The organism is Paraburkholderia phenazinium (assembly GCF_900141745.1).
Taxonomy (GTDB): domain Bacteria; phylum Pseudomonadota; class Gammaproteobacteria; order Burkholderiales; family Burkholderiaceae; genus Paraburkholderia; species Paraburkholderia phenazinium_B.
This window is the reverse complement of the sequence record NZ_FSRM01000001.1, coordinates 3830957-3851384: the sequence shown is the minus strand read 5'-3', so window position 1 is coordinate 3851384 and position 20428 is coordinate 3830957. Positions and strand designations below refer to the sequence as shown.

Sequence of the window (20428 nt, the reverse complement as noted above, 5' to 3'; positions counted from 1 at the left end):
GATCGGGCGACTACCCTTTGGCTACCTGGGCGGATTGCCGCTCAAGCGTCGGTGATCCGCATCGAGTTTCGTGAAGGGGAGCATTCATGGAGATTGAGACCCGTACTCTGGCGCGCGTGACGGCGCGGCTAGTACCGTTTCTGGTCGTCTGTTATTTCGTCGCTTATCTGGATCGCGTCAACGTCGGTTTTGCCGCGCTTCAAATGAACAAGGATCTGGGCCTGTCCTCAAGCGCATTTGGCTTCGGCGCCGGGATCTTTTTCATTGCCTACTTTTTCTTCGAAGTGCCGTCGAACCTGTTGCTGGAGAAATTCGGTGCGCGGCGCTGGATTGCGCGGATCATGTTCACGTGGGGCATCCTTGCCGGCGCGATGGCGTTCATACCGGACCTTTCCAGATACACCGGCATGTCTCCCGCTCACGTGTTCTACACGCTGCGCGTCCTGCTTGGCATCGCCGAGGCCGGGTTTTTCCCAGGCATCATCTTTTTGCTGACGCTGTGGTTTCCCGCCATGTATCGCGCCCGCGTGGTCGGCTATTTCATGGCGGCAATTCCGCTGTCCACGGTGATTGGATCGCCGATTTCCGGCGCCTTGCTCGGTCTCAATGGCATGGGCGGCATGGCAGGGTGGCAGTGGGTGTATCTGCTCGAGGCGGCGCCCGCTTTGGTGCTGTCGATCGTGGTGTTCTTCTATCTGACCGACCAGCCCGCCAAGGCTACCTGGCTCAAAGACGAGGAGCGCGACTGGCTCGTCACGCGGCTTGCTCAGGAGCGCTCCAAGCGCGAGGCCGTGCGCAGTTTCAGCGTGCGCGAAGCGTTATTCAACCCGCGCGTGCTGGCAATCGCGCTGATCTATTTTGGTGCAAACGCAACCAATTACGGTCTGAGCTTTTTCTTGCCGCAGATCGTCAAGGCGTTTGGCCTCACGAACCTGCAGACGGGCTTTGTGACCTCGCTGCCCTATGTGGTCGGCGTGATCAGCATGATCTTCTGGGGGCGGCGTTCGGATCGCAAACTCGAGCGCAAGTGGCATGTGGCGATTGCGCTGCTGGTGGCCGCGGGCGGGATCGGCGCGGCAGCGGGGCTGGATAACCCGGTGTTGAAGATGGCCGCGCTGTCGATTGCTGGCTTCGGCATTTTTGGTTGCTTGCCGATCATCTGGACGCTGCCGGCGGCGTTTCTGTCCGGCGCAGCGGCTGCGGCTGGCATTGCTACGGTGAACTCGCTGGGCAATCTGGCGGGTTTCTTCGGACCGTATGCGATGGGCTGGATCAAGGATAGTACGGGTGGCTTTGGCGCGGGCCTGCTGTGTCTGTCCGGTGCCGGGCTGGTGGGCGTAGCAGCAGTGCTGCTGCTGCATCACGACACGGCGCTGGAGCACGAGCCGGGAACGCTAGCAACACCTTCGGCTGCCGGGAATGAGGCTGGGCATCACGTCTAGCAGGGTTTGACAAGCGGCTGCGCAGGCACCTCGCTCGGCTCAGGTGCCTGACGCAGACACCTGAACTGGCAGGTCGATGCTTCGATCCGGCGCCTTGATCAGGTGCTTTGGTCCGCGTTACGGCGCGTGCGCTGATAGGTCAGGAACGTATACGCCGGTTCGGCGCTGACTTCCACCCGCTCGATGCATTCGAAGTCGGCCGGCAACTCTGGAAACACCGCGTCGCCGCCCGGCTCCACTGCAACTTCCGTCAGGTAGAGCGTGTCCGCATAGGGCAAGAACAGCTTGTAGATCTGTTCGCCACCCGCGATGAAAATTTCCGTGCGTGCATCGTCCGCGATGATCCTGGCTGCTTCATCGAGCGAGTGGCACGTCGACACGCGCTCTGCCTCGATCACCTGCGAGCCGATCACAAGCACATCGCGCTTCGGAAGCGGCCGGCCGATCGACTCATAGGTGCGCCGGCCCATCACCACCAGATGTCCTTCGGTCAGTTCGCGAAAGCGCCGCTGTTCTCCGGGCGCCTTCCATGGAATATCGTTGGCCGCGCCGATTACCCGATTCATTGCCATTGCCGCCACCATCGAAATTCGCTTTCCGTTGAGCATGGTTATTTTCCGTCATCTGGACAGGGCTTCATTCTAGCGGCCGCGTCGTGCTAAGTTGTGAGCACTATTCATACGGGAGTGCCGATGGAATACCGCGTTGAGCTATTGACCGAGCGTCTGCATCTGCGCCGCGCCAGAAAAGGCGATGCGGCCGTGCTGTTTCGCAACTACACCGGCAGTCAGGCTTGTTCGCGCTTCCTGCAACGCCGCGCCGACCCCGATGCTGCTCGCACCCAGTCCATGCTGAGTAACTGGTGCGATGCGGCCTGGAAGCGGGGCGATGAGGCGTCGTTCGCATGGGTCATCAGCACACGCGCAGAGGAAGAGGCGGTTGGCCTCTTTGTCGTCATTCCGCATGGACACAAGACCGAGATCCATTACGGAATCGGCGAGCGTTTCTGGGGGCAGGGACTGGTGGCCGAGGCGGGGCGTGCTGCGTTGTCCGCGCTCTGGCGGAACCCGGCCACCCAGCGCATCTGGACGGTTTGCGATCCTGAGAACACGGGGTCGAGGCGCGTGCTCGAAAAACTTGGTTTGCAGTGCGAAGGCACTTTGAAGAAATGGCTGCTGCTCCCCGCGTTCGGCGAAGAAGCGAGGGATTGCCTTGTCTTCTCCACGACTTCGCGCCCCGCGGGCGCGCCGGCGTAAGACCACGCATCCGGGCCGGCAGCCGGAAGTCGTCTGAAGCCTGATCTGCGGCGTAAATGCGGTCTGCCTGCGTGTTATGCTTGGATGCGTCCCGCACATGCTACCGGCAATCCCGCGCGATGCGCCATGGCTACGGGGCAGGAGTCGTCTCACGCGCTGCATCGGCCGCGCCACGATCAAAACAAGCACGGCCCACTTTCTCTTCATATGGATTATCGTCATCTGCAACAACGCAAGAGCCTGCATGGCCGCATCGTGCAGGAACTCGGCATCTTTATCGTCAGCGGCAAGGTTCAGCCGGGACAGCGCCTGCCTGCCGAAGCCGAGTTGTGCGAACGCTATGGCGTGAGCCGCCCGGTGCTGCGCGAGGCAACGCGCGTACTGGTGGCCAAGGGACTGGTGGTGTCGAAGCCGCGCGTGGGCAGCGTCGTGAGGCCGCGTGAAGAATGGCACATGCTCGACCCCGACGTGCTGTACTGGACACTGAGCAGCGTGCCCGAAGGCGAGTTCTTCCGCTCACTGCTGACCGTGCGCCGCGTCATCGAGCCGGCCGCGGCCGCACTCGCTGCGACTGCAGCAACCAGCGAAGATCTGGCCCGTATCGCTTCCGCTTACGACAGCATGGAGCACGCGCCAACCGCCAACGCGTTGCTCGAACCGGACCTCGAGTTTCATCGCGCCATCATGGCGGCCACGCACAACGACCTGCTTGCGCATATCGGCAATATGCTGTCGCTCGCGCTCTCGGAGTCGATCAAGCTGACAAGCCGTCATCCGGACACGCATGCGCTGTCATTGCCGCGGCATAAGGCGATTCTCACGGCGATCCAGAGCCGTGATCCGCTCGGCGCGCGGCAGGCGAGCCTCGTTCAGCTCGAGAATGCGAGTGCAGATGCCGAGAGCATCCTCGAAGTGGGACGTGGGCACGCAGCCTGAATCTGCAGACGGCTTTCCCGCTAACACACTTTAGGCTTGCGACGCGGCCGCTCCTGGCGCCGCGCGCATCAGCGCACCTTCGTGCCCACCCGCGTGCATGCTCAATGCGAATGCCGCGGCACTTCCGCACCCCGGCATCCCACCAGGAAGTCGAAGTCGCATCCCTGGTCCGCCTGCAATACGTGTTCGACGTACAGGTTCCGGTAGCCACTTGCATCGGCGGAGACCGGTTGTTTGGCCTGCTTCCATTCGTCGAGGCGCGCCGCCAGTTCTGCGTCGCTCACATCCAGGTGTAGAAGGCCGCCGTGACAGTCCATTTCGATCCAGTCGCCGTCTCGCACCACGGCGAGTGGACCGCCAGCGCGCGCCTCGGGCGCCACGTGCAACACCACCGTGCCGTAGGCCGTCCCGCTCATGCGGGCATCGGACAGACGTACCATGTCCGTGACGCCTTGCGCGAGCAGCTTTGGCGGCAAGCCCATGTTGCCCACTTCGGCCATGCCCGGATAACCCTTCGGCCCGCAATTCTTCATCACGAGCACGGAGTCTGCGGTCACATCGAGATCGGGATCGCCGATGCGTGCCTTGTAGTCTTCGAAATTTTCGAACACAACGGCGCGGCCGCGATGCTTGAGCAGGGCCGGCGTAGCGGCGGACGGCTTCAGCACCGCGCCGTTCGGCGCGAGATTGCCGCGTAGCACGCAGAGTCCGCCGTCGGCGACGAGAGGTTTGTCCAGCGGACGGATCACTTCGTCGTTATAGAGCGGCGCGTCTTTGCAGTTGTCCCACAAGGTCTTGCCGTTGGCGGTTAGCGCGGTGGGATGCGGCAGCAGGTTCGCCTCGCCGAGGCGCCGTATGACCGCGGGCAGGCCGCCTGCGTAATAGAACTCCTCCATCAGGAAGCGACCCGATGGCTGCAGATCGACGAGCGTCGGCGTGCCGCGGCCCATGCGGGTCCAGTCGTCGAGTTCGAGGTTCACACCGATACGCCCGGCAATCGCCTTCAGATGGATCGCCGCATTGGTCGAGCCGCCGATCGCCGCGTTCACTCGAATCGCGTTCTCAAACGCTTCGCGCGTTAGCAGTTTCGACAGACGCAGGTCTTCAAGCGCCATCTCCACGATACGCATGCCCGACATATGGGCGAGCACGTAGCGGCGCGCATCCACGGCAGGAATCGCAGCGTTGTGCGGCAACGTTACACCAAGCGCTTCGGCCATGCACGCCATCGTCGATGCCGTGCCCATCGTATTGCAGGTGCCCGCCGAGCGTGACATGCCGGCTTCCGCAGACATGAATTCATGCAGCGAGATCTTGCCCGCCTTGACCTGCTCGCTCAGTTGCCACACGACGGTGCCGGAGCCGATATCGCGCCCGTGGTGTTTACCGTTGAGCATCGGCCCACCGGTTACCGCAATGGCGGGCACATCGCAACTCGAGGCGCCCATCAGAAGCGCGGGGGTGGTCTTGTCGCAGCCGACCAGCAAAACCACCGCATCGATCGGATTGCCGCGGATCGACTCTTCCACGTCCATGCTCGCGAGGTTGCGCGTAAACATGGCAGTGGGCCGCAGGTTCGACTCGCCGTTCGAGAAGACCGGAAACTCGACGGGGAAGCCGCCCGCTTCGAACACCCCGAGCTTCACATGTTCTGCAAGCTTGCGGAAGTGTGCGTTGCACGGCGTCAGTTCGGACCACGTATTGCAAATGCCGATGATCGGTTTGCCTTGAAACTCGTGATCGGGAATCCCCTGGTTTTTCATCCAGCTGCGGTACATGAAGCCGTTCTTGTCGGCTGTGCCGAACCATTGGGCTGAACGTAGCGTGCGTTTGGCTTCCGTCATGGGGCGTCTCCGTAGTCTTTAATGATAGTAATACTATTCCCGCCGCATGGAGTATCGGTGTCTACCTGGCGTTCAGGATGCGCAAACTTTGGGTTTAAGGCGAGCACGTAGTGCCGGCCATTGTTTAGTACAGCGCATGCCGGGGAATAGTCCGACTAGTTAAGGGTATACATCGATTATGGGGTGCAGGCACGTGATATAGCATTTTCCGTGGACCTTGATGCGGAACCTTAAGCGCTTGAGCAAGCGGGTTTCGTTGTACGTGGTAGTGCCCGGCAAAGGCGCTTTCCCGGCCGGCGTCGTCATGAACAGTGCGTGTTGAACAACTGAGAGACGGGAGACTGATATGGCCGAGGAGCGGGAAGACCAGAAGGGTGAAGCACGGGACGAAGTAATACAGACCACGCGACGTGGTTTGCTGCAAGGCGCGGGGCTGGCAGCAGCGATGGCAATGCTTGGCGGTGTATCGACGCCGGCATTCGCAGCTGAAGGGTCGCCGTTCCCTTCGCACAAGAAGTGGAAGATTGTCTTCGTTAATCACGTTACAACCAATCCGTTCTTCGTACCGACCCAGTACGGTATTGAGGACGCCTGTGGATTGTTGGGAATGGATTATCAGTGGACGGGTTCCGCGAACGCCGACGTCGGCGAGATGGTCAATGCGATGAACGCAGCGATTGCCGCCAAGGCCGATGCTATCGCGGTGCCGATCGTCGATCCGAAGGCGTTCGATGGTCCGATCCAGAAAGCGCTGGATGCCGGCATTCCGGTGTTCGCCTACAACGCGGATGCGCCACGCGGCAGCACCAATCCGCGCCTCGCGTACATTGGTCAGGACCTGTACCTGTCGGGTTATCAGATGGGCGAGCGCATCGCCAGCCTGGTCGACAGCGGCACTGTCGCACTCTTTATCGCCACGCCAGGGCAGCTGAACATCCAGCCCCGGCTGGACGGTGCATCGGACGCGATCAAGAAGTCCGGCAAGAAGATCGACGTGCAGACGATTGCAACGGGCGCTACGGTCAACGAAGAACTCTCGAAGATCAAGTCGTTCTATCTTGGACACCAGGATGTGAAGGGCATGTTCGCGGTCGATGCGGGCAGCACGCAAGGTGTGGCCGAGGTGATGAAGGAATCGAACCTGCCGGCCAAGGGTGTGCATGGCGGTGGCTTCGACCTTTTGCCGCGCACGGTGCAGCTGATTCACGACGGCTTCCTCGACTTCACGATTGATCAGCAGCCCTACGTGCAAGGCTTTTATACCGTGGTGGAAGCGTTTACGTTCCTCGCCTCGGGTGGCCTCGTCGGACCGGCCAACGTCAACTCCGGCCTGAAGTTCGTCACCAAGGGCACGGTCGATCCGTATCTGAACACCGAAACGCGTTACGAAGGCAAGAGCACCAAGCCGCAAATCGTGCCGCATAGCGGCGGGATCAAGTCGTAATGTCATCTGTGACAGACGCGACGAAATCCAGTGGTCGCGCCAGGCGCTGGCCTGGCGCGATAGGACGCTCCAGCGAGATTCGCATTCTGGCGGTCGCGCTGATTCTGGCCGCCTACTTCGAGATCGCGAATCACGACTTTCTGCTGACCAGCGCGAGCCTCGAGAACCTGTCGCAGTTCATCGCGCCGGTGGCGATTATCGCGTGCGGCGAAATCATGTTGATGATTGGCGGCGAGATCGATCTCTCTGCCGGCATGGTGTTCGCCTTTGCACCGTTCATCATGCACTTTGTGCACGAGGCGGGGGCGCCGACCTGGATTGCGTTGATCGTGGGCGTGGCCGCCGCTGGGGTGGTAGGGCTTATCAACGGGGCCGTCACGGTCTATCTGCGCATTCCCTCGTTCGTGACGACGCTTGGCACGCTGTTCTTCATCAACGGTCTCACGCTGACGATCTCGCGCGGCACACCGGTGTCCACGCCGGAGGGCGAAGGCTTCGCCTCCTTCATGGGCGCCTGGGGGTACAGCGAGATCATCTGGACCGTCGGGATCGCGATGATCATGCATGTACTTTTGCGCAATACGCGCTGGGGCTTGCATACGATTGCGTCCGGAGCGAATCCATTAGGTTCGAGCGAAGCGGGTATCAACGTGAAGCGGTTGAAGCTCGGCAACTTCATTATCGCGGCGGTGCTGGCCGGCTTTACCGGGATTCTCGAAGGCTTTCGCATCACCTCGATCGATCCGCAGGCCGGCGGCAACCAGATCATGTTCCTCGCGGTGGCTGCGGCGGTGATCGGCGGGACGCCGCTCGCGGGTGGGTCGGGTACGATCATCGGCGGCCTGATCGGCGCAGCGGTGCTGGGCATTCTGAACGACGGCTTCACGCTGATCGGCATCAACGCCTTCACCTTCAACATGATTCTTGGCGCTGCGATTCTCGGCGCGATGATCTTCAACATCCACGTCGTGCGTCTCGCGCGTAAGTAAGGGAGAGTCGTGATGTCCGAATTGGCGTATGCGCTGCGCGGCGAAGAGATCGTCAAACGCTTCGGTGCGGTTACCGCGCTCGATGGTGTGTCGCTAACGCTCAAGCAGGGAGAAATTCTCGGCGTGCTCGGCGACAACGGCGCCGGCAAATCGACGCTGATCAAGATACTCACCGGCTTTCATCAGCAGACCACCGGCAAGCTGTTTATTGGCGGCGAGGAAACGTTGCTGCGCTCGGTGGATCATGCGCGCGCGCTCGGCATCGAATGCGTCTATCAGGATCTGGCGCTGGCGAATTCGCTGAGCATCTACCACAACATGTTCCTGAACCGCGAGATCATCTATCCCGGTCCATTCCGCCTGTTGAACAACCGCGCGATGCGTAATCGCGCGGCGGAATGTCTCGAGGAGATCGGCGTGCGGATCCCTTCCGTCGACTTGCCGGTCGAGCAGCTTTCCGGCGGACAGCGGCAGGCGATTGCTGTGGCGCGCGCTGTGAACTCCAATGCGAAGATCCTCCTGCTCGACGAGCCGCTCGCCGCAATGGGCGCGCGCGAGGCCGGCCTGATCATCGATCTCGTGTTGCGCCTGAAGGAGAAGGGCGGCCTCTCGATCGTGATGATCATGCACAACTACGCGCAGACGCTCGATATCGCAGACCGCGTCATGCTGATGCAGCGTGGCCGCGTCACGTACGAGAAGGAAGCGGCCAGCACCTCGGTCGCAGAATTGATGGATATCGTGCGGCGGGAGTACCGGGCCATGCGTGCGGCCGAGCAGTGATCCGCGTGGCCGCTTTGCGCTTTTGCCCAAACTTTGTTACCTTAGCTGCGGTCGGCCTGTTCTTCGCACGTGAATCTGGCGCAGGCAAGCCGACATTCGATCCGCCACGTTGACTATTTTTCTCCAGACCATGTGCCGTTTTAGCCGTCTCAGCCTGAATAATAATTTGTCGCCTTTGGGTGACAGGAGATTATTTGTCTGTTGAAAAATAAGCACCGTCAAGCCAAAGGCACTCACGAAACTGAGTGCCTTTTTTTATTTCCGCGCGCTTTTCATCAAGGCAGAAGACCATGAGGACCTTAGTTGAAGACCTGAAGCACCATGTGGGTGAAGTCGTCACGCTGTATCTCACGCTGGATGTGCTGAGGGACCAGAAAAACCTGCAGTTCCTGCTTGCTCATGATGTGACCGGGAAGATTCAGCTTGTCGTCGACAAGTCGTCTGTCGCGGAGCATCCGCAAGTGGGGCAGTTGTTGGTGGGTTCGACTTTCGCCACGACGGGACGGATCGTTGCTGCCACGCAGAGCAAGACTTACGGCGTGGAAATTCAGGTACAGTCCGTGGAGATTTTTTCCAAGGCGCAGCCTTATCCGGTTACCGAGGCGAGCAGTGTCGATCTGCGCTTCAACTTTCGTGTGGTGGACCTGAAGGCGCCGAAGTGGCAACTGATGCTGCGCTTGCGCAGCGCGTTCGAATTCGCGTGCCGCGAGTTCGCCCTGAGCCACGGCTTTACCGAGTTGCACACGCCGAAGCTGATGGGCAACGCCAGCGAGAGCGGTGCCCAGGTGTTTCGTGTCGACTACTTCGAGACGCAGGCGTTTCTCGCTCAATCGCCGCAGTTCTATAAGCAGATGGGGATTGCGTCGGGTCTCGAAGGCGTCTTCGAGATCGGTCCCGTGTTCCGCGCGGAGGAGAGCCGCAGCAGCCGCCATATGACCGAGTTCACCGGCCTCGATGTCGAATTCGCGTGGGCTTTCGAAACAGCTCAGGTCATGGCGTTCGAGGAGCAGATGCTGAGTTATGCGTTTGCGAAACTCGAACCGTTTTCTGAAGACGTCAAAGCGCTGTTCGGCGTCGACTTGCCGCTTGCGCCGAGTGTCAGGTATCTCACGCTGAGCGAAGCCAAGGAGATCCTCTCGGCCCACGGTATGAGTCTCGGTCCCGCGCAAGACCTGCCGGATGAAGGCGAGAGCATGCTGCACAAGCTGCTGGGTAGCGACCTCATCTTCGTGAGCGACTATCCGATCGCCAGGCGCCCTTTCTATCATGCGTGGGACCGCGAGCAAAACACCACGAAGAGCTTTGATCTGATTTTCAAAGGGATTGAGATTACGACCGGAGCGGTGCGCGAGCATCGGTACGAGGTCTTATGTGAGCAGGCTACTGAGAAGGGTGTCGAACTGGCTTCCATCACGCATTATCTCGACAACTTTCGCTACGGTTGTCCGCCGCACGGTGGCTTTGGCCTGGGCGTCGACCGGGTGATCGCCAGATTGCTGGGGTTGTCGAACGTGAAGGAAGCGGCGTTTGTGCCGCGAGATCCGGAACGGCTCGTGCCGTAACAGCAGTGCGGAGCATAGGTTCCCCGTTCGGATATATGCTTCGTTATGCGAATGGATTGATGATGTTGCGCGGCCGCGCATAAAACGGATCGCAGAGGCTGTACGAACGGCGCGGACGACGCCTTGGCGGAGTCGTTCCACGTCATTGCGCGTTGGCGGGCAAGGCATCCTTGAAAAACGCAAGCGCCCGTTCGACTGTCTGTGCATGGACGGCGTCACGGTCTACCCCCGGCCCGTCGTTGCAGATTGCAGCGGCCTGATCAGCCAGCGCCGGTATGCAGGTATCCAGGAAGGTGTTATGCAAGGCACCCGGCACCATGCTGACTTTCGCATTTGGCATGAGGCTGGCGATACGCTGAATGTTGGTCGCAATCGGGGCGATCGGATCATTGGTGCCCGCCGTCAGCGAGATGGGGATGTCGACGCCTGCGAAGGCGTCCGTGCCGAAAGCCTCGCCCAGGGCGGGAGCGATCGCAAACACGGCCTTGATGCGAGCGTCGCGATACGAGTCGCCGGAGCGTGCCATGGATGCGATTGTCGCGGGCGAGAAGCTCGCCGGTTTCACTGGGCCGTCAGGAAGACGCTTCATTTCGGGCGGATGGCAGATGGCGTCGGCAGCGGGCGACGCGCAGAAGTCCTGGAATCGTTTGAGGTCCGTTCGTGCGCCGGCCAGTTCGAGCACGGTATAGCCGCCGAGCGAAAAGCCCACCGCGCCGATGCGGGTCGTGTCGATACGGGCACCCAGTACCGGATCGTCGAGCATGCCGTCGAGCACTTCGCTCAGGTCGGTGGCTCGCTCCCACCACAGCAGAAAGCCATCCAGGGTCACCGGTTCAAGTGCGTTATTGCCCGGATGATTGACGCCAGCCACGATATAGCCGTTTGCGGCAAGCGCGGAGGCGAGCCAGTCGAGCGTTTCGGCGGTCCCGCCAGTGCCGTGCGACAACACCAGAAGCGGGTATCGGGCGTGAGCGGGCGACAGCGGCGCGCCGCTCGCAAAAGGGTGCGCCTGGAAGGGTGAATCACCCATCGCATGAGGCGTTTCAGGTATGGCAGGGTCGACCGGATACCAGATTCTTGTCACGAGCGCTTCGGTGTGCGCACCACGCCAGTTGCGCGCAACGTCAGGGTGAAAGACACGCACGGCGGCGCCGACGTGATAGGGCACAGCGTTGCCGCTATCTGCGGCGAGAGCGGCGGCGCTTTCGCATGCAGCGACGAGTGCAACGAACTTGAGGGCGCAGAGAAACAGGCGAAGCATGGTCACTCCTTGCGGATAGGAATCATGAGGTCGGTGACGTATTCGTGCTGCCTGTCGGGCGAGGGCCGGCTGCGATAGAACTCGAGAGCGGGCCGGTCGTCGGGTTCGTAGCCGCTGCGTGGCAGCCAGCCGCCGAACAGTGCCCGAAAGGTCGGTGCGATCAGCGCATAAGGACCCACGAGCCGGTGGGCCGCATACAGACCGCCTTCGATCCGCACGGCTTCGACTTGGCCGCTCGCCTCCATTGCCGCAGCCGGAACGACGCCGGCGAGGTAGCGGAAATCGCCATCCTCCTCGGGGTCACCGGTACTCATGCCGATCGTGCCTTGAGCCAGCGCCCAGTCGGCGCTGCAGCCCAGCATTTGCCATAGCGTCCTGAAGGTCTGGCTGATGGTGGCGGCGGGACCCTCGTGCCGCAGACAAAGCAGATCGAGCGGCGCGAGTTCTACGAGTTCGACGAGCTCGTAGAACGTTACGTCGGCATGCGTCGCAGATGCATCGTCGTCTGCGGCTTCAGATCCGTCTGCCGGCGATACAGTCAGGCGTCGCTGGCGCGTCTGGAATGCGCTGGGGCTGACACCCGTGAAGCCGCGGAAAGCTCTCGCGAACGCTTGCGGGCTGTCGTAGCCCACGGCCCCCGCGACGGTGGTCACCGAATCGTCTGCCACGGTCAGGCGGTGGGCCGCCCGCGCGAGCCGCACCCGCTGAACGGTCTCGACGATGCTTTCGCCGGTCAGGGCACGGTAGATCCGGTGGAAGTGGTACGGCGACAGATGCGCGAGCGCGGCGAGGCTCTCCACGTTGTGGGGCGCGCCTGGGTCTGCCAGGATCGCCTCGATGACGCGGGCGATCCGCCGGTGGTAATCGCGTTCGGTGCTGGGCTTCATGATGGCCGTAGCATAGTCCGTCCGCTGCCTGATGGCGGTGCAGAGCTTGCTGAATTTTGTCCACACAAACCGTTCATAAGGCTGTGGACAATTCGCGGGCAAGCGGCGCAAGTGGCTGAAACGATGGGCTTTGTGCGGCGCGCAACCGGAGTGTGCAGCTGAGCGTCCGGTTGCTTCAGCCAGGACAGACGATGTCCGGCTCGCGCGCGACCCCTTCGTCCACCATGCCGGCGGGCGCCTCGGGCAGCGCGGACGGAGCCTCGGACAATGCGTACCGGGGCAACTCCATGAACAGCGTCACGCGCTGCACGATCTGCCAGAAGACCTTTTCGAACGACCGGGCGCGCTCCTCTGGCGTCATTCCTTCCGCCAGAGGGTCCGCAAACTCCCAGCTGACAAATAGGGGTTTGCCCGGAAACACCGGCGCATGGTGTTCGGCGACCCGCTCGTCCAGCGCGACGATCAGATCCATGTGCGGCGCCCATTCGCCGGTGAATTCGAGCCAGCTCTTGGGATTGAGCAGGCCGAGCTCGGAGATACCCGGGCGCAGTTGCGCAATCGCCAGCGCATGAACCCGTGCAGCGGGATCGGATCCCGCGCTGAATACCTCGAACCGATGGCCCGCCAGCTCGCGCAGCAGAGCCTCTGCAATGATGCTGCGTGCTGAGTTCTCACGACAGAGAAACAGCACCTTATATTTTCTGGTCACCCTCTTTGCCCCGTTGCCTGTATTTTCATTGTGACCGGGATTCTGCCAATCGAGTCTTGCACTTATGTGACACTACAATGACTGGTAAGGCAGGCTCGCTTCGACTGGCGCTGCATCGAAACTGTCATCCCGGATTTGCTGTTTTTTCTGCTGTTCCGCTCTCGTGGTTCATTCGAGCCGCTTCTCCGGGCGCGGGCAGCAGCCCGCTAACGCTCGGAAAGCACTTAAAACGTGTTCGGTGAACCATCCCATGCCTGACATCCCGGCAAAACCGGCTCGCCCGCCGGAGGCGATCGAAAACGATTTCACGGACCTCATGGCCTCGAGGTTACCCATTACCGTAGCACGAGAAAAATTCGAACGGCTATGGGATGAAGCGAATTCCATTGCCGCGCGACTCGTTTCCACGGAGCAAGGCAAACCGTATCTCGTGCTGCTCAGGCGCATGCACGAGGCTTTCGAAAATCACTATCGCGGCGTGCCGCAGCGCAATCCGTCGGGCGGGCGGCTTCATTGAGCGGCTGGCGGGTCTGGCTGGCTTCTGGGTGTTGTCTGGCGGAGGAGAGCAAAACGGGTGAGGTCGTACTGCGTCGATCCTAAGGGTTACTAAGGTTTCGCATCCGGAGGGCTACGGCTACCTACGACTACGGCTACGACGCTCTTGACCCTAAGCGTATTCCCGTTGCGGCACACGTTGCTCACCGTCGGGAACGAACACGTAGCCGCGACCACGGACAGTTTGAATCAGGCGTGGCGAGGACGGATTGGTTTCGAGAATCTGCCGCAGACGCCAGACCTGCACGTCGACGCCGCGATCGGTATGTTCGTCTTCGGGACCGTACAGCAGGTCGATCAGGCGCTCGCGGGTGAGCGTGCGCATTGCATGATTGATGAAAACCTTGAGCATGGCGAATTCGGTGGCCGACAGGATCTGCGAGCGGTCTGCGGCTTTCAGGGTGCGAGACTCGAAATCGAGCGTGAAGCGTCCAAAGCGGAATGGTTCGCGGTGTTCCAGCGCAGTGGGTGACAACGCCACGCGACGCCGCCGCAAGATGGCTTCTACGCGTGCGATCAGTTCACGCGGGTTAAACGGCTTGCCGATGTAATCGTCCGCACCCATTTCAAGTCCGACGATCCGGTCGATGTCATCGGAACGTCCGGTCAGCAGGATCACGGGGATATCGTCGCCTGAGGCACGCAGGCGCCCCAGCGCGGTTAGCCCATCCACGCCCGGCATCAGCACGTCGAGGACGATCACGTCCGGCCGGTCTCTTTCGAGCCAGTGTTGCAGCGCACCCGCGTCGTGCAGCGTCGAGATTTCGATGCCCTGGCGTCCCAGGTAGTCGCATAGCAGGGTGCGCAGTTCTGGATCGTCATCAACGAGAAGAATTCGAATGGTCATGGCGTTTGAGCTCGTACGGAGTGGGCTGGCGCGTCGACTTGCAGGAGTGCCTTTGATGCTTAAACGGCTGGGAGCGTGGAATCCGTCGCTGCGAGGAGATTTTTTTGCGCAGCGCACGGGCGGGGATTCTCGCGAACGAGGCGGCACTTTCTGACAAGAAGCTTTCTTCCCGGTCGGAGCGCCTGAGATCGTGCCTCGGTGCCTTGCTGGGCATTGTCGAGGAGCGACTCACCGGGATGATTACGGTGGCGGATCCGATTGCGGGCCTAAGTATCACAAAGTGATATAATTTGGTTTTTGCATTTTCCTTCGGGACTCCGATGAAAACACTCGCGCGCGGTTTGACCAAGACGAACTTCGAGCAACTGTCCGAGTTTCGCTACCAGATGCGCCGCTTCGAGCGATTTTCCGAGCAGGCCGCGCAGGGCGAAGGCATCACCCCTTTGCAGTACCTGTTGCTGCTGCATATCAAGGGCTATCCGGAGCGCGACTGGGCGACCATCGGCGAACTCGCGGAACGGCTCCAGTCGCAGCACCACGGCGTGGTCGCCCTGGTGTCCCGTTGTGAGGCGCTCGATCTCGTCCGGCGCAAGATCAGCGACACCGATCGCCGCCAGGTCGAGGTTCATCTGCTGAAAGCGGGCGAGCAGGTGCTCTCCCGTCTGGCGGAAATGCATCGTGCCGAATTGAAATCCCTCAAGGGCGCCTTCAAGGTTCCCCAGATCGACGTTGAGTAACCATGAACCACAATACGCATAAGCGCGACTTCTCATCCAACGCGCGGCTTCCTGGAATTTCCCTGCTAGCGGCCGCAATTGGCGCGCTCAGCACGCTCGCGGCGTTTGTGCTGCTGAGCCTGATTCACCTGTTCACGAATCTGTTTTTCTTCGGTGCGTTCTCTTTCGCGGATCGATCGCCGGCACTGAACACGCTCGGTGGCTGGGTAATCGCGATACCGGTGGTGGGTGGCCTGATCGTGGGTCTCATGGCGCGCTACGGTTCGGAGAAAATCCGCGGCCACGGTATTCCGGAAGCAATCGAAGCCATCCTGTTCGGCAAGAGCCGCATGTCACCGAAAGTCGCGATTCTCAAGCCGCTGTCGTCCGGCATCGTGATCGGCAGCGGCGGCCCGTTTGGTGCCGAAGGCCCGATCATCATGACAGGCGGTGCACTCGGTTCGCTGATCGCGCAGTGCGTGAAGGTGACGTCGGCGGAACGCAAAACGCTGCTGGTGGCCGGTGCGGCTGCCGGTATGACAGCAGTCTTCGGGACGCCCGTGGCCGCCGTGCTGCTGGCGGTTGAACTGCTGTTGTTCGAATGGCGGCCGCGCAGCTTCTTGCCGGTTGCACTGGCGTGTGCAGTCGCGGGCTTTGCGCGTGCGGCATTCTTCGGTACAGGTCCGCTGTTTCCCCTCGAAACGGCGCCTCCTGGCGCGCTCTCGCTCGTGTCATGCGTGATTGCCGGCCTGTTGAGCGGGGCGCTAGCCTCCGGCCTGTCCGCTGCTTTGTACAAGACCGAAGACCTGTTCGGCAAGCTGCCTGTTCACTGGATGTGGTGGCCCGCGCTCGGCGGCCTTGTGGTGGGGATCGGCGGATTTCTCGAACCTCGCGCGCTTGGCGTGGGCTACGACGTGATCGGAGACCTGCTGCATCAGCATGTCGTGCTGCAGGTCGCTATCGCCATTCTGGTTGTGAAGGCCATTATCTGGGTGGTTGCGCTGGGCTCCGGCACGTCGGGCGGGGTACTCGCTCCGCTGCTCATGTTGGGTGCAGGACTTGGCACCGTGCTTGGCCACGTGCTGCCAGGCGGCGAACCAGCGCTGTGGCCGCTCGTTTGCATGGCAGCGACACTCGGTGCAACGCTTGGTGCGCCGCTCACGGCAATCGTGTTTGCGTTTGGCCTGACGCACGATAGCAACGCGTTGTTGCCGCTCCTCGCCGCTACGCTCGTGGCACACGGCTTTGCGACCGCGGTCATGCGGCGCTCCATCATGACGGAGAAGATCGCTCGCCGCGGATACCACATCTACCGGGAATATGGTGTCGATCCGCTCGAACGCCACTACGTCGATGAGGTGATGTCCCGGTCCGTCGAGACGATCGACGCCAACCTGTCGGTGAGCGAGGCGCTGACGACATTCTTCGGCACCACGCAAACGCATCGAGCCTATCCGGCGCTCAAGGACGGTGTAGTGACCGGCATGGTAGATCGCGCGGCGCTAGAGCGGTTTCGTGACAAGGGGACCGCAGGGGCCGCCCAGGCGTCCGATGCGCGCCTTGCCGATCTGTTGAGCGCAAACGCGCCGATTGTTGCGTTGCCCGATGAAACCTGCAGGCTGGTCGCGACGCGGCTCGCAGTCCATGGTCTCGAACGTTTGCCCGTAGTTGCCGACAGGCAGACGCTCCGTCTGGTCGGGATCGTCTCGCGAAGCGATCTGATCAAGCCGTCTCTCGCGCATTTCGAAGACGAACACAAGAGAGAGCGGTTCCGCCGCGTGATGTTTAACCGCAGTGCGAAGCGTTTTCCGCCAGTGCGGCGGACGGGATGAATTGAAACTTCTGGAATATGAACTACTTTGAACTACATCAGCACAATGTCGTACTGCTCCTGGCTCAAATTCGACTCCACCTGCAGCGACACCGGCTTGCCGATGAAATCGATCAGCATCGCCAAATGTTGCGACTCCTCCTCGAGGAATAGATCAATCACCTGCTGCGAAGCCACCACGCGAAACTCACGCGGATTGAACTGTCGCGACTCACGCAGAATCTCGCGCAGCACGTCGTAGCAAACGGTCCGTGCGGTCTTGACCTGCCCCTTACCCTGACACACCGGACACGGTTCGCAAAGCACATGCGCCAGCGACTCGCGAGTTCGCTTACGCGTCATCTCCACGAGCCCAAGCTGCGAAAACCCGTTGACCGTCACCCGCGTGCGATCGCGCGACAGCGCCTTCTTCAGTTCACCCAACACCTGGTCGCGATGCTCGACGTTCTCCATGTCGATGAAGTCGATGATGATCACGCCGCCCAGATTGCGCAGGCGCAATTGCCGCGCGATCGTATGCGCAGCTTCGAGGTTGGTTTTGAAAATCGTATCGTCGAAGTTACGCGCGCCGACGTAGCCACCGGTGTTCACGTCGATGGTCGTCATTGCTTCAGTTTGATCGATGACGAGATACCCGCCCGACTTCAGATCCACGCGCCGCGACAATGCCCGTTGAATTTCGGTCTCGATGTTGTAGAGATCGTAGAGCGGCCGTTCGCCCGCGTAGTGATGCAGCTTCGATGACACCGCAGGCGTAAATTCCGCCGCGAAATCGGAGAGCATCTGGAACGTCTCGCGCGAATCGACCTGAATACGCGAGGTCTCGTCGTTTACAAAATCGCGCAGCACGCGTTGAGCCAGATTCAGATCCTGATACAGCAGGCTCGTCGGCGGCATCCGCTGACCCTGCGAGAGAATCGTCGTCCACGTCTTGCGCAGATATGCCACGTCGCTGGCCAGTTCCTCGCTGGTGGAGTCCTCGGCGATCGTGCGCACGATGTAGCCGCCTTTCTCGTCAGCGGGCAACACGGCAGTCAGCCGGGCGCGAATCGCTTCGCGTTCTGCTTCGCTTTCGATCTTCTGCGAAATCCCGATATGCGGTTCCTGCGGCAGATAAACGAGTGTGCGCCCCGCGATACTGACCTGCGTGGACAGCCGCGCGCCCTTGGTGCCAATCGGATCTTTGACGACCTGGACCATCAAGGTCTGACCTTCGAAGACGATCTTTTCGATCGGCTGATGCGGCGCCTGATGCTGAGGTTCGCCCGCGAGGCGCGGATGCCAGATGTCCGCCACGTGCAGGAACGCTGCGCGCTCGAGGCCTATATCGATAAAAGCGGATTGCATGCCCGGCAACACGCGAACGACCTTGCCGAGATAGACGTTGCCGACGCGTCCGCGCGACAGTGTGCGTTCGACGTGAAGTTCCTGGACGGCGCCTTGCTGGACCAGCGCGACGCGCGTTTCCTGCGGCGTGACATTGATCAGGATTTCTTCATTCATGGTGTTGTTCTAGAAGTCGATGCGCGCCGCACGCAGGAGTGCAGCGGTTTCAAAAAGAGGCAAACCCATGATACCTGAATAGGACCCTTCGATACGTTCGATAAACTCCGCGGCACGCCCCTGTACGCCGTACGCTCCTGCCTTGCCGAACGGCTCGCCGCTGTCCACATAGTGTTGCAGGGCGCCCGCCTGCACTGCAGCAAAACGCACGCGCGATACCGACAACGCAGCCGGCAGCAGCGCCCCGTTCGCATCGACGACGGCCAGCGCCGTCAGCACCTCGTGTTCGCGTCCGGCGAGGCGCGTGAGCATGGCGAGCGCGTCGTCGGCATCGGTGGGCTTGCCGAGAATCGCGTCATCGATCGTGACGGTTGTGTCCGCAACGAGGATCGGCGCAGACACATGAGCACCCGCGACCAGGCGCGCACGTGCCGCTTGCGCTTTCGCCTGGCACACGCGCACTACGTAGTCGTGTGCAAGCTCGCCGGGCAACTCGGCTTCGAGCGCTTCGGCGTCTTCGTCGGGGCGGGGCAGCAGCAGCTCGTAGCGCACGCCTAGCTGTTGCAGCAGCTCCTGACGGCGCGGACTTTGGGAGGCGAGATAGACGAACGAATGGAGTGCAGCAGCGGGCGTTGCCATAAAGGGTCTCAGTTGGGCATGGGTGTTGAGGTCGCGCGTGAACAGCGTACGGCATACGCGAATGGCGCGCATTTACCGGGCACATCAAAGGCACATTCGGAAAAGCGCGTATGACCGCGGCGCGCAGGTGGCATATACGCAAGACGCAAGCGACTAAACAAAAGGCGCGCCGGAATGTCCGGACAGCCGTAGGCGCTTACCTCAGCCGCTCACACGCGGTGATAGGGGTGATTTTGCGTGATGGTCCACGCGCGGTAAAGCTGTTCGGCAAGCAGCACACGCACCATGGCGTGCGGCAGCGTCAGGCTGGAGACGCGCAACAGCATGTCGGCGCGCGCCTTGAGATCGGGGTCGAGTCCATCGGCGCCGCCGATCAGGAACGCCACGTCGCGTCCGTCCTGCTGCCAGCCGGGCAGCGCGGCGGCGAACTGCATGGTGGTCCAGTCCTTGCCGCGTTCGTCGAGCGCGACAATGCGCGCGTTCTTCGGCAACGCGGCTTCGATCTTCAACCGCTCCGCCGCCATCACGCTCTCGGCGGGACGCCCCGACGATCGCTGTTCGGGCTTGATCTCGCGCAACTCGATACGCAGCTCGGGCGGTATGCGCTTCGCGTACTCGTCGAAGCCGGTGGCGATCCAGTCCGGCATCTTGTGGCCGACGGCGAGGATGTGCAGTTTCATTACGGATGTGATTGCGGACGCACTCGCGGATGTAATCGCTGACGGACGGTCAACGTTACGTACAGCAAACCGCTCTCGTGCTCATCCACGTACTTATCGACGGCGCGCCGGCGTCTTGCGAGCCGGCTTGGCGGCCGGTTCGTCCTCTTCGTCTTCATCGAGCGGCTCGCTGGCGCTGGCGCCGCCGAACGGGCTCGAGCTCGTCAGCTTGATGCGCACGGGCTTGTCGCCCCAGATTTCTTCGAGGTTGTAGTACTGGCGCAGCGCCGGTTGCAGGATGTGCACGACCGCGTCGCCGCAATCGACCAGCACCCATTCGCCCACGTCTTCACCTTCCGTGCTGATGATTTCACCGCCGTTTTCCTTGACCTTTTCACGCACGCTGGAGGCGAGCGCCTTGGTCTGACGGTTCGAGGTGCCGGAGGCGACGATCACGCGGTCGAACAGTCCGGTCAGATGGCTGGTGTTGAACACCTTGATGTCTTGCGCTTTCACGTCTTCAAGGGCGTCGACGATCGTGCGTTGTAGTTTGCGAATATCCATG

20 protein-coding genes are annotated in these 20428 nt (G+C 61.4%); 10 read left to right on the top strand and 10 right to left on the bottom strand.

Annotated features, from left to right (window positions below; all coding sequences use genetic code 11):
* Window positions 1-86: 86 nt before the first annotated feature.
* Window positions 87-1442, top strand: coding sequence for an MFS transporter (locus BUS06_RS17260; protein WP_074265368.1), 1356 nt, complete (start codon window positions 87-89; stop codon window positions 1440-1442).
* 98 nt (window positions 1443-1540) lie between these two features.
* On the opposite strand, the gene BUS06_RS17255 is transcribed toward BUS06_RS17260, so the two are convergent.
* Window positions 1541-2050 carry a dihydrofolate reductase gene (locus BUS06_RS17255; protein ID WP_074265367.1) on the bottom strand — a complete coding sequence of 170 codons (510 nt, stop codon included), beginning with the start codon at window positions 2048-2050 and terminating at the stop codon, window positions 1541-1543.
* 84 nt (window positions 2051-2134) lie between these two features.
* Here BUS06_RS17255 and BUS06_RS17250 point away from each other — a divergent pair, with 84 nt between their 5' ends.
* Entirely contained in the window at window positions 2135-2698 is a 564-nt protein-coding gene (locus BUS06_RS17250) for a GNAT family N-acetyltransferase (RefSeq protein WP_074265366.1), read from the top strand.
* 207 nt (window positions 2699-2905) lie between these two features.
* The gene (locus BUS06_RS17245) at window positions 2906-3634 is read left to right on the top strand and encodes a FadR/GntR family transcriptional regulator (RefSeq protein ID WP_074265365.1); all 729 of its coding nucleotides are present in this window, start codon (window positions 2906-2908) and stop codon (window positions 3632-3634) included.
* A gap of 101 nt (window positions 3635-3735) precedes the next feature.
* Here the strand turns inward: BUS06_RS17245 and BUS06_RS17240 are convergent, their stop codons facing one another.
* Window positions 3736-5478, bottom strand: coding sequence for an IlvD/Edd family dehydratase (locus BUS06_RS17240; protein WP_074265364.1), 1743 nt, complete (start codon window positions 5476-5478; stop codon window positions 3736-3738).
* Window positions 5479-5824: 346 nt separating this feature from the next.
* On the opposite strand from BUS06_RS17240, the gene BUS06_RS17235 reads away from it, so the two are divergent.
* The 4 genes from BUS06_RS17235 to aspS all read left to right on the top strand — a co-directional run bounded on the left by BUS06_RS17235 (window position 5825) and on the right by aspS (window position 10256).
* The gene (locus BUS06_RS17235; protein ID WP_074265363.1) at window positions 5825-6922 is read left to right on the top strand and encodes a sugar ABC transporter substrate-binding protein; all 1098 of its coding nucleotides are present in this window, start codon (window positions 5825-5827) and stop codon (window positions 6920-6922) included.
* Window positions 6922-7911, top strand: a complete 990-nt coding sequence (locus BUS06_RS17230; RefSeq protein ID WP_074265362.1) for an ABC transporter permease — start codon at window positions 6922-6924, stop codon at window positions 7909-7911. Before BUS06_RS17235 ends, BUS06_RS17230 begins: the two co-directional genes overlap by 1 nt.
* A gap of 12 nt (window positions 7912-7923) precedes the next feature.
* A complete protein-coding gene (locus BUS06_RS17225) occupies window positions 7924-8694 on the top strand; it encodes an ATP-binding cassette domain-containing protein (RefSeq protein ID WP_074265361.1) in 771 nt (256 codons plus the stop codon).
* 290 nt (window positions 8695-8984) lie between these two features.
* The gene (gene aspS / locus BUS06_RS17220) at window positions 8985-10256 is read left to right on the top strand and encodes an aspartate--tRNA(Asn) ligase (RefSeq protein WP_074265360.1); all 1272 of its coding nucleotides are present in this window, start codon (window positions 8985-8987) and stop codon (window positions 10254-10256) included.
* A 142-nt stretch (window positions 10257-10398) separates the two neighbouring features.
* Here the strand turns inward: aspS and BUS06_RS17215 are convergent, their stop codons facing one another.
* The 3 genes from BUS06_RS17215 to BUS06_RS17205 all read right to left on the bottom strand — a co-directional run bounded on the left by BUS06_RS17215 (window position 10399) and on the right by BUS06_RS17205 (window position 13113).
* Window positions 10399-11517 carry an alpha/beta hydrolase family protein gene (locus BUS06_RS17215; protein ID WP_074265359.1) on the bottom strand — a complete coding sequence of 373 codons (1119 nt, stop codon included), beginning with the start codon at window positions 11515-11517 and terminating at the stop codon, window positions 10399-10401.
* A gap of 2 nt (window positions 11518-11519) precedes the next feature.
* Window positions 11520-12404, bottom strand: a complete 885-nt coding sequence (locus tag BUS06_RS17210; RefSeq protein ID WP_074266149.1) for an AraC family transcriptional regulator — start codon at window positions 12402-12404, stop codon at window positions 11520-11522.
* Between the two features lie 175 nt (window positions 12405-12579).
* Window positions 12580-13113 (bottom strand): arsenate reductase ArsC, encoded by a 534-nt coding sequence (locus tag BUS06_RS17205; protein WP_083611448.1) that lies wholly within the window; start codon window positions 13111-13113, stop codon window positions 12580-12582.
* Window positions 13114-13363: 250 nt separating this feature from the next.
* Here BUS06_RS17205 and BUS06_RS17200 point away from each other — a divergent pair, with 250 nt between their 5' ends.
* Complete coding sequence (locus BUS06_RS17200; RefSeq protein WP_074265358.1) at window positions 13364-13630, top strand: hypothetical protein; 267 nt, start codon at window positions 13364-13366, stop codon at window positions 13628-13630.
* A gap of 150 nt (window positions 13631-13780) precedes the next feature.
* Here BUS06_RS17200 and BUS06_RS17195 read toward each other — a convergent pair whose 3' ends face one another.
* Window positions 13781-14515 carry a response regulator gene (locus BUS06_RS17195; protein WP_074265357.1) on the bottom strand — a complete coding sequence of 245 codons (735 nt, stop codon included), beginning with the start codon at window positions 14513-14515 and terminating at the stop codon, window positions 13781-13783.
* Between the two features lie 320 nt (window positions 14516-14835).
* On the opposite strand from BUS06_RS17195, the gene BUS06_RS17185 reads away from it, so the two are divergent.
* Both BUS06_RS17185 and BUS06_RS17180 read left to right on the top strand, forming a co-directional pair.
* A complete protein-coding gene (locus tag BUS06_RS17185) occupies window positions 14836-15252 on the top strand; it encodes a MarR family winged helix-turn-helix transcriptional regulator (RefSeq protein WP_074265355.1) in 417 nt (138 codons plus the stop codon).
* 2 nt (window positions 15253-15254) lie between these two features.
* On the top strand, window positions 15255-17063 hold the full coding sequence (locus BUS06_RS17180; RefSeq protein WP_074265354.1) for a chloride channel protein: 1809 nt from the start codon (window positions 15255-15257) through the stop codon (window positions 17061-17063).
* A 32-nt stretch (window positions 17064-17095) separates the two neighbouring features.
* On the opposite strand, the gene rng is transcribed toward BUS06_RS17180, so the two are convergent.
* From rng to rsfS, 4 genes are all read right to left on the bottom strand, one after another.
* Window positions 17096-18565, bottom strand: coding sequence for a ribonuclease G (gene rng, locus BUS06_RS17175; RefSeq protein WP_074265353.1), 1470 nt, complete (start codon window positions 18563-18565; stop codon window positions 17096-17098).
* A gap of 9 nt (window positions 18566-18574) precedes the next feature.
* A complete protein-coding gene (locus BUS06_RS17170) occupies window positions 18575-19204 on the bottom strand; it encodes a Maf family protein (RefSeq protein ID WP_074265352.1) in 630 nt (209 codons plus the stop codon).
* 209 nt (window positions 19205-19413) lie between these two features.
* Window positions 19414-19884: a 23S rRNA (pseudouridine(1915)-N(3))-methyltransferase RlmH gene (gene rlmH / locus BUS06_RS17165; RefSeq protein ID WP_074265351.1), complete on the bottom strand. Its 471-nt coding sequence runs from the start codon at window positions 19882-19884 to the stop codon at window positions 19414-19416.
* Between the two features lie 93 nt (window positions 19885-19977).
* Window positions 19978-20427: a ribosome silencing factor gene (rsfS, locus tag BUS06_RS17160; protein WP_074265350.1), complete on the bottom strand. Its 450-nt coding sequence runs from the start codon at window positions 20425-20427 to the stop codon at window positions 19978-19980.
* Window position 20428 lies beyond the last annotated feature (1 nt).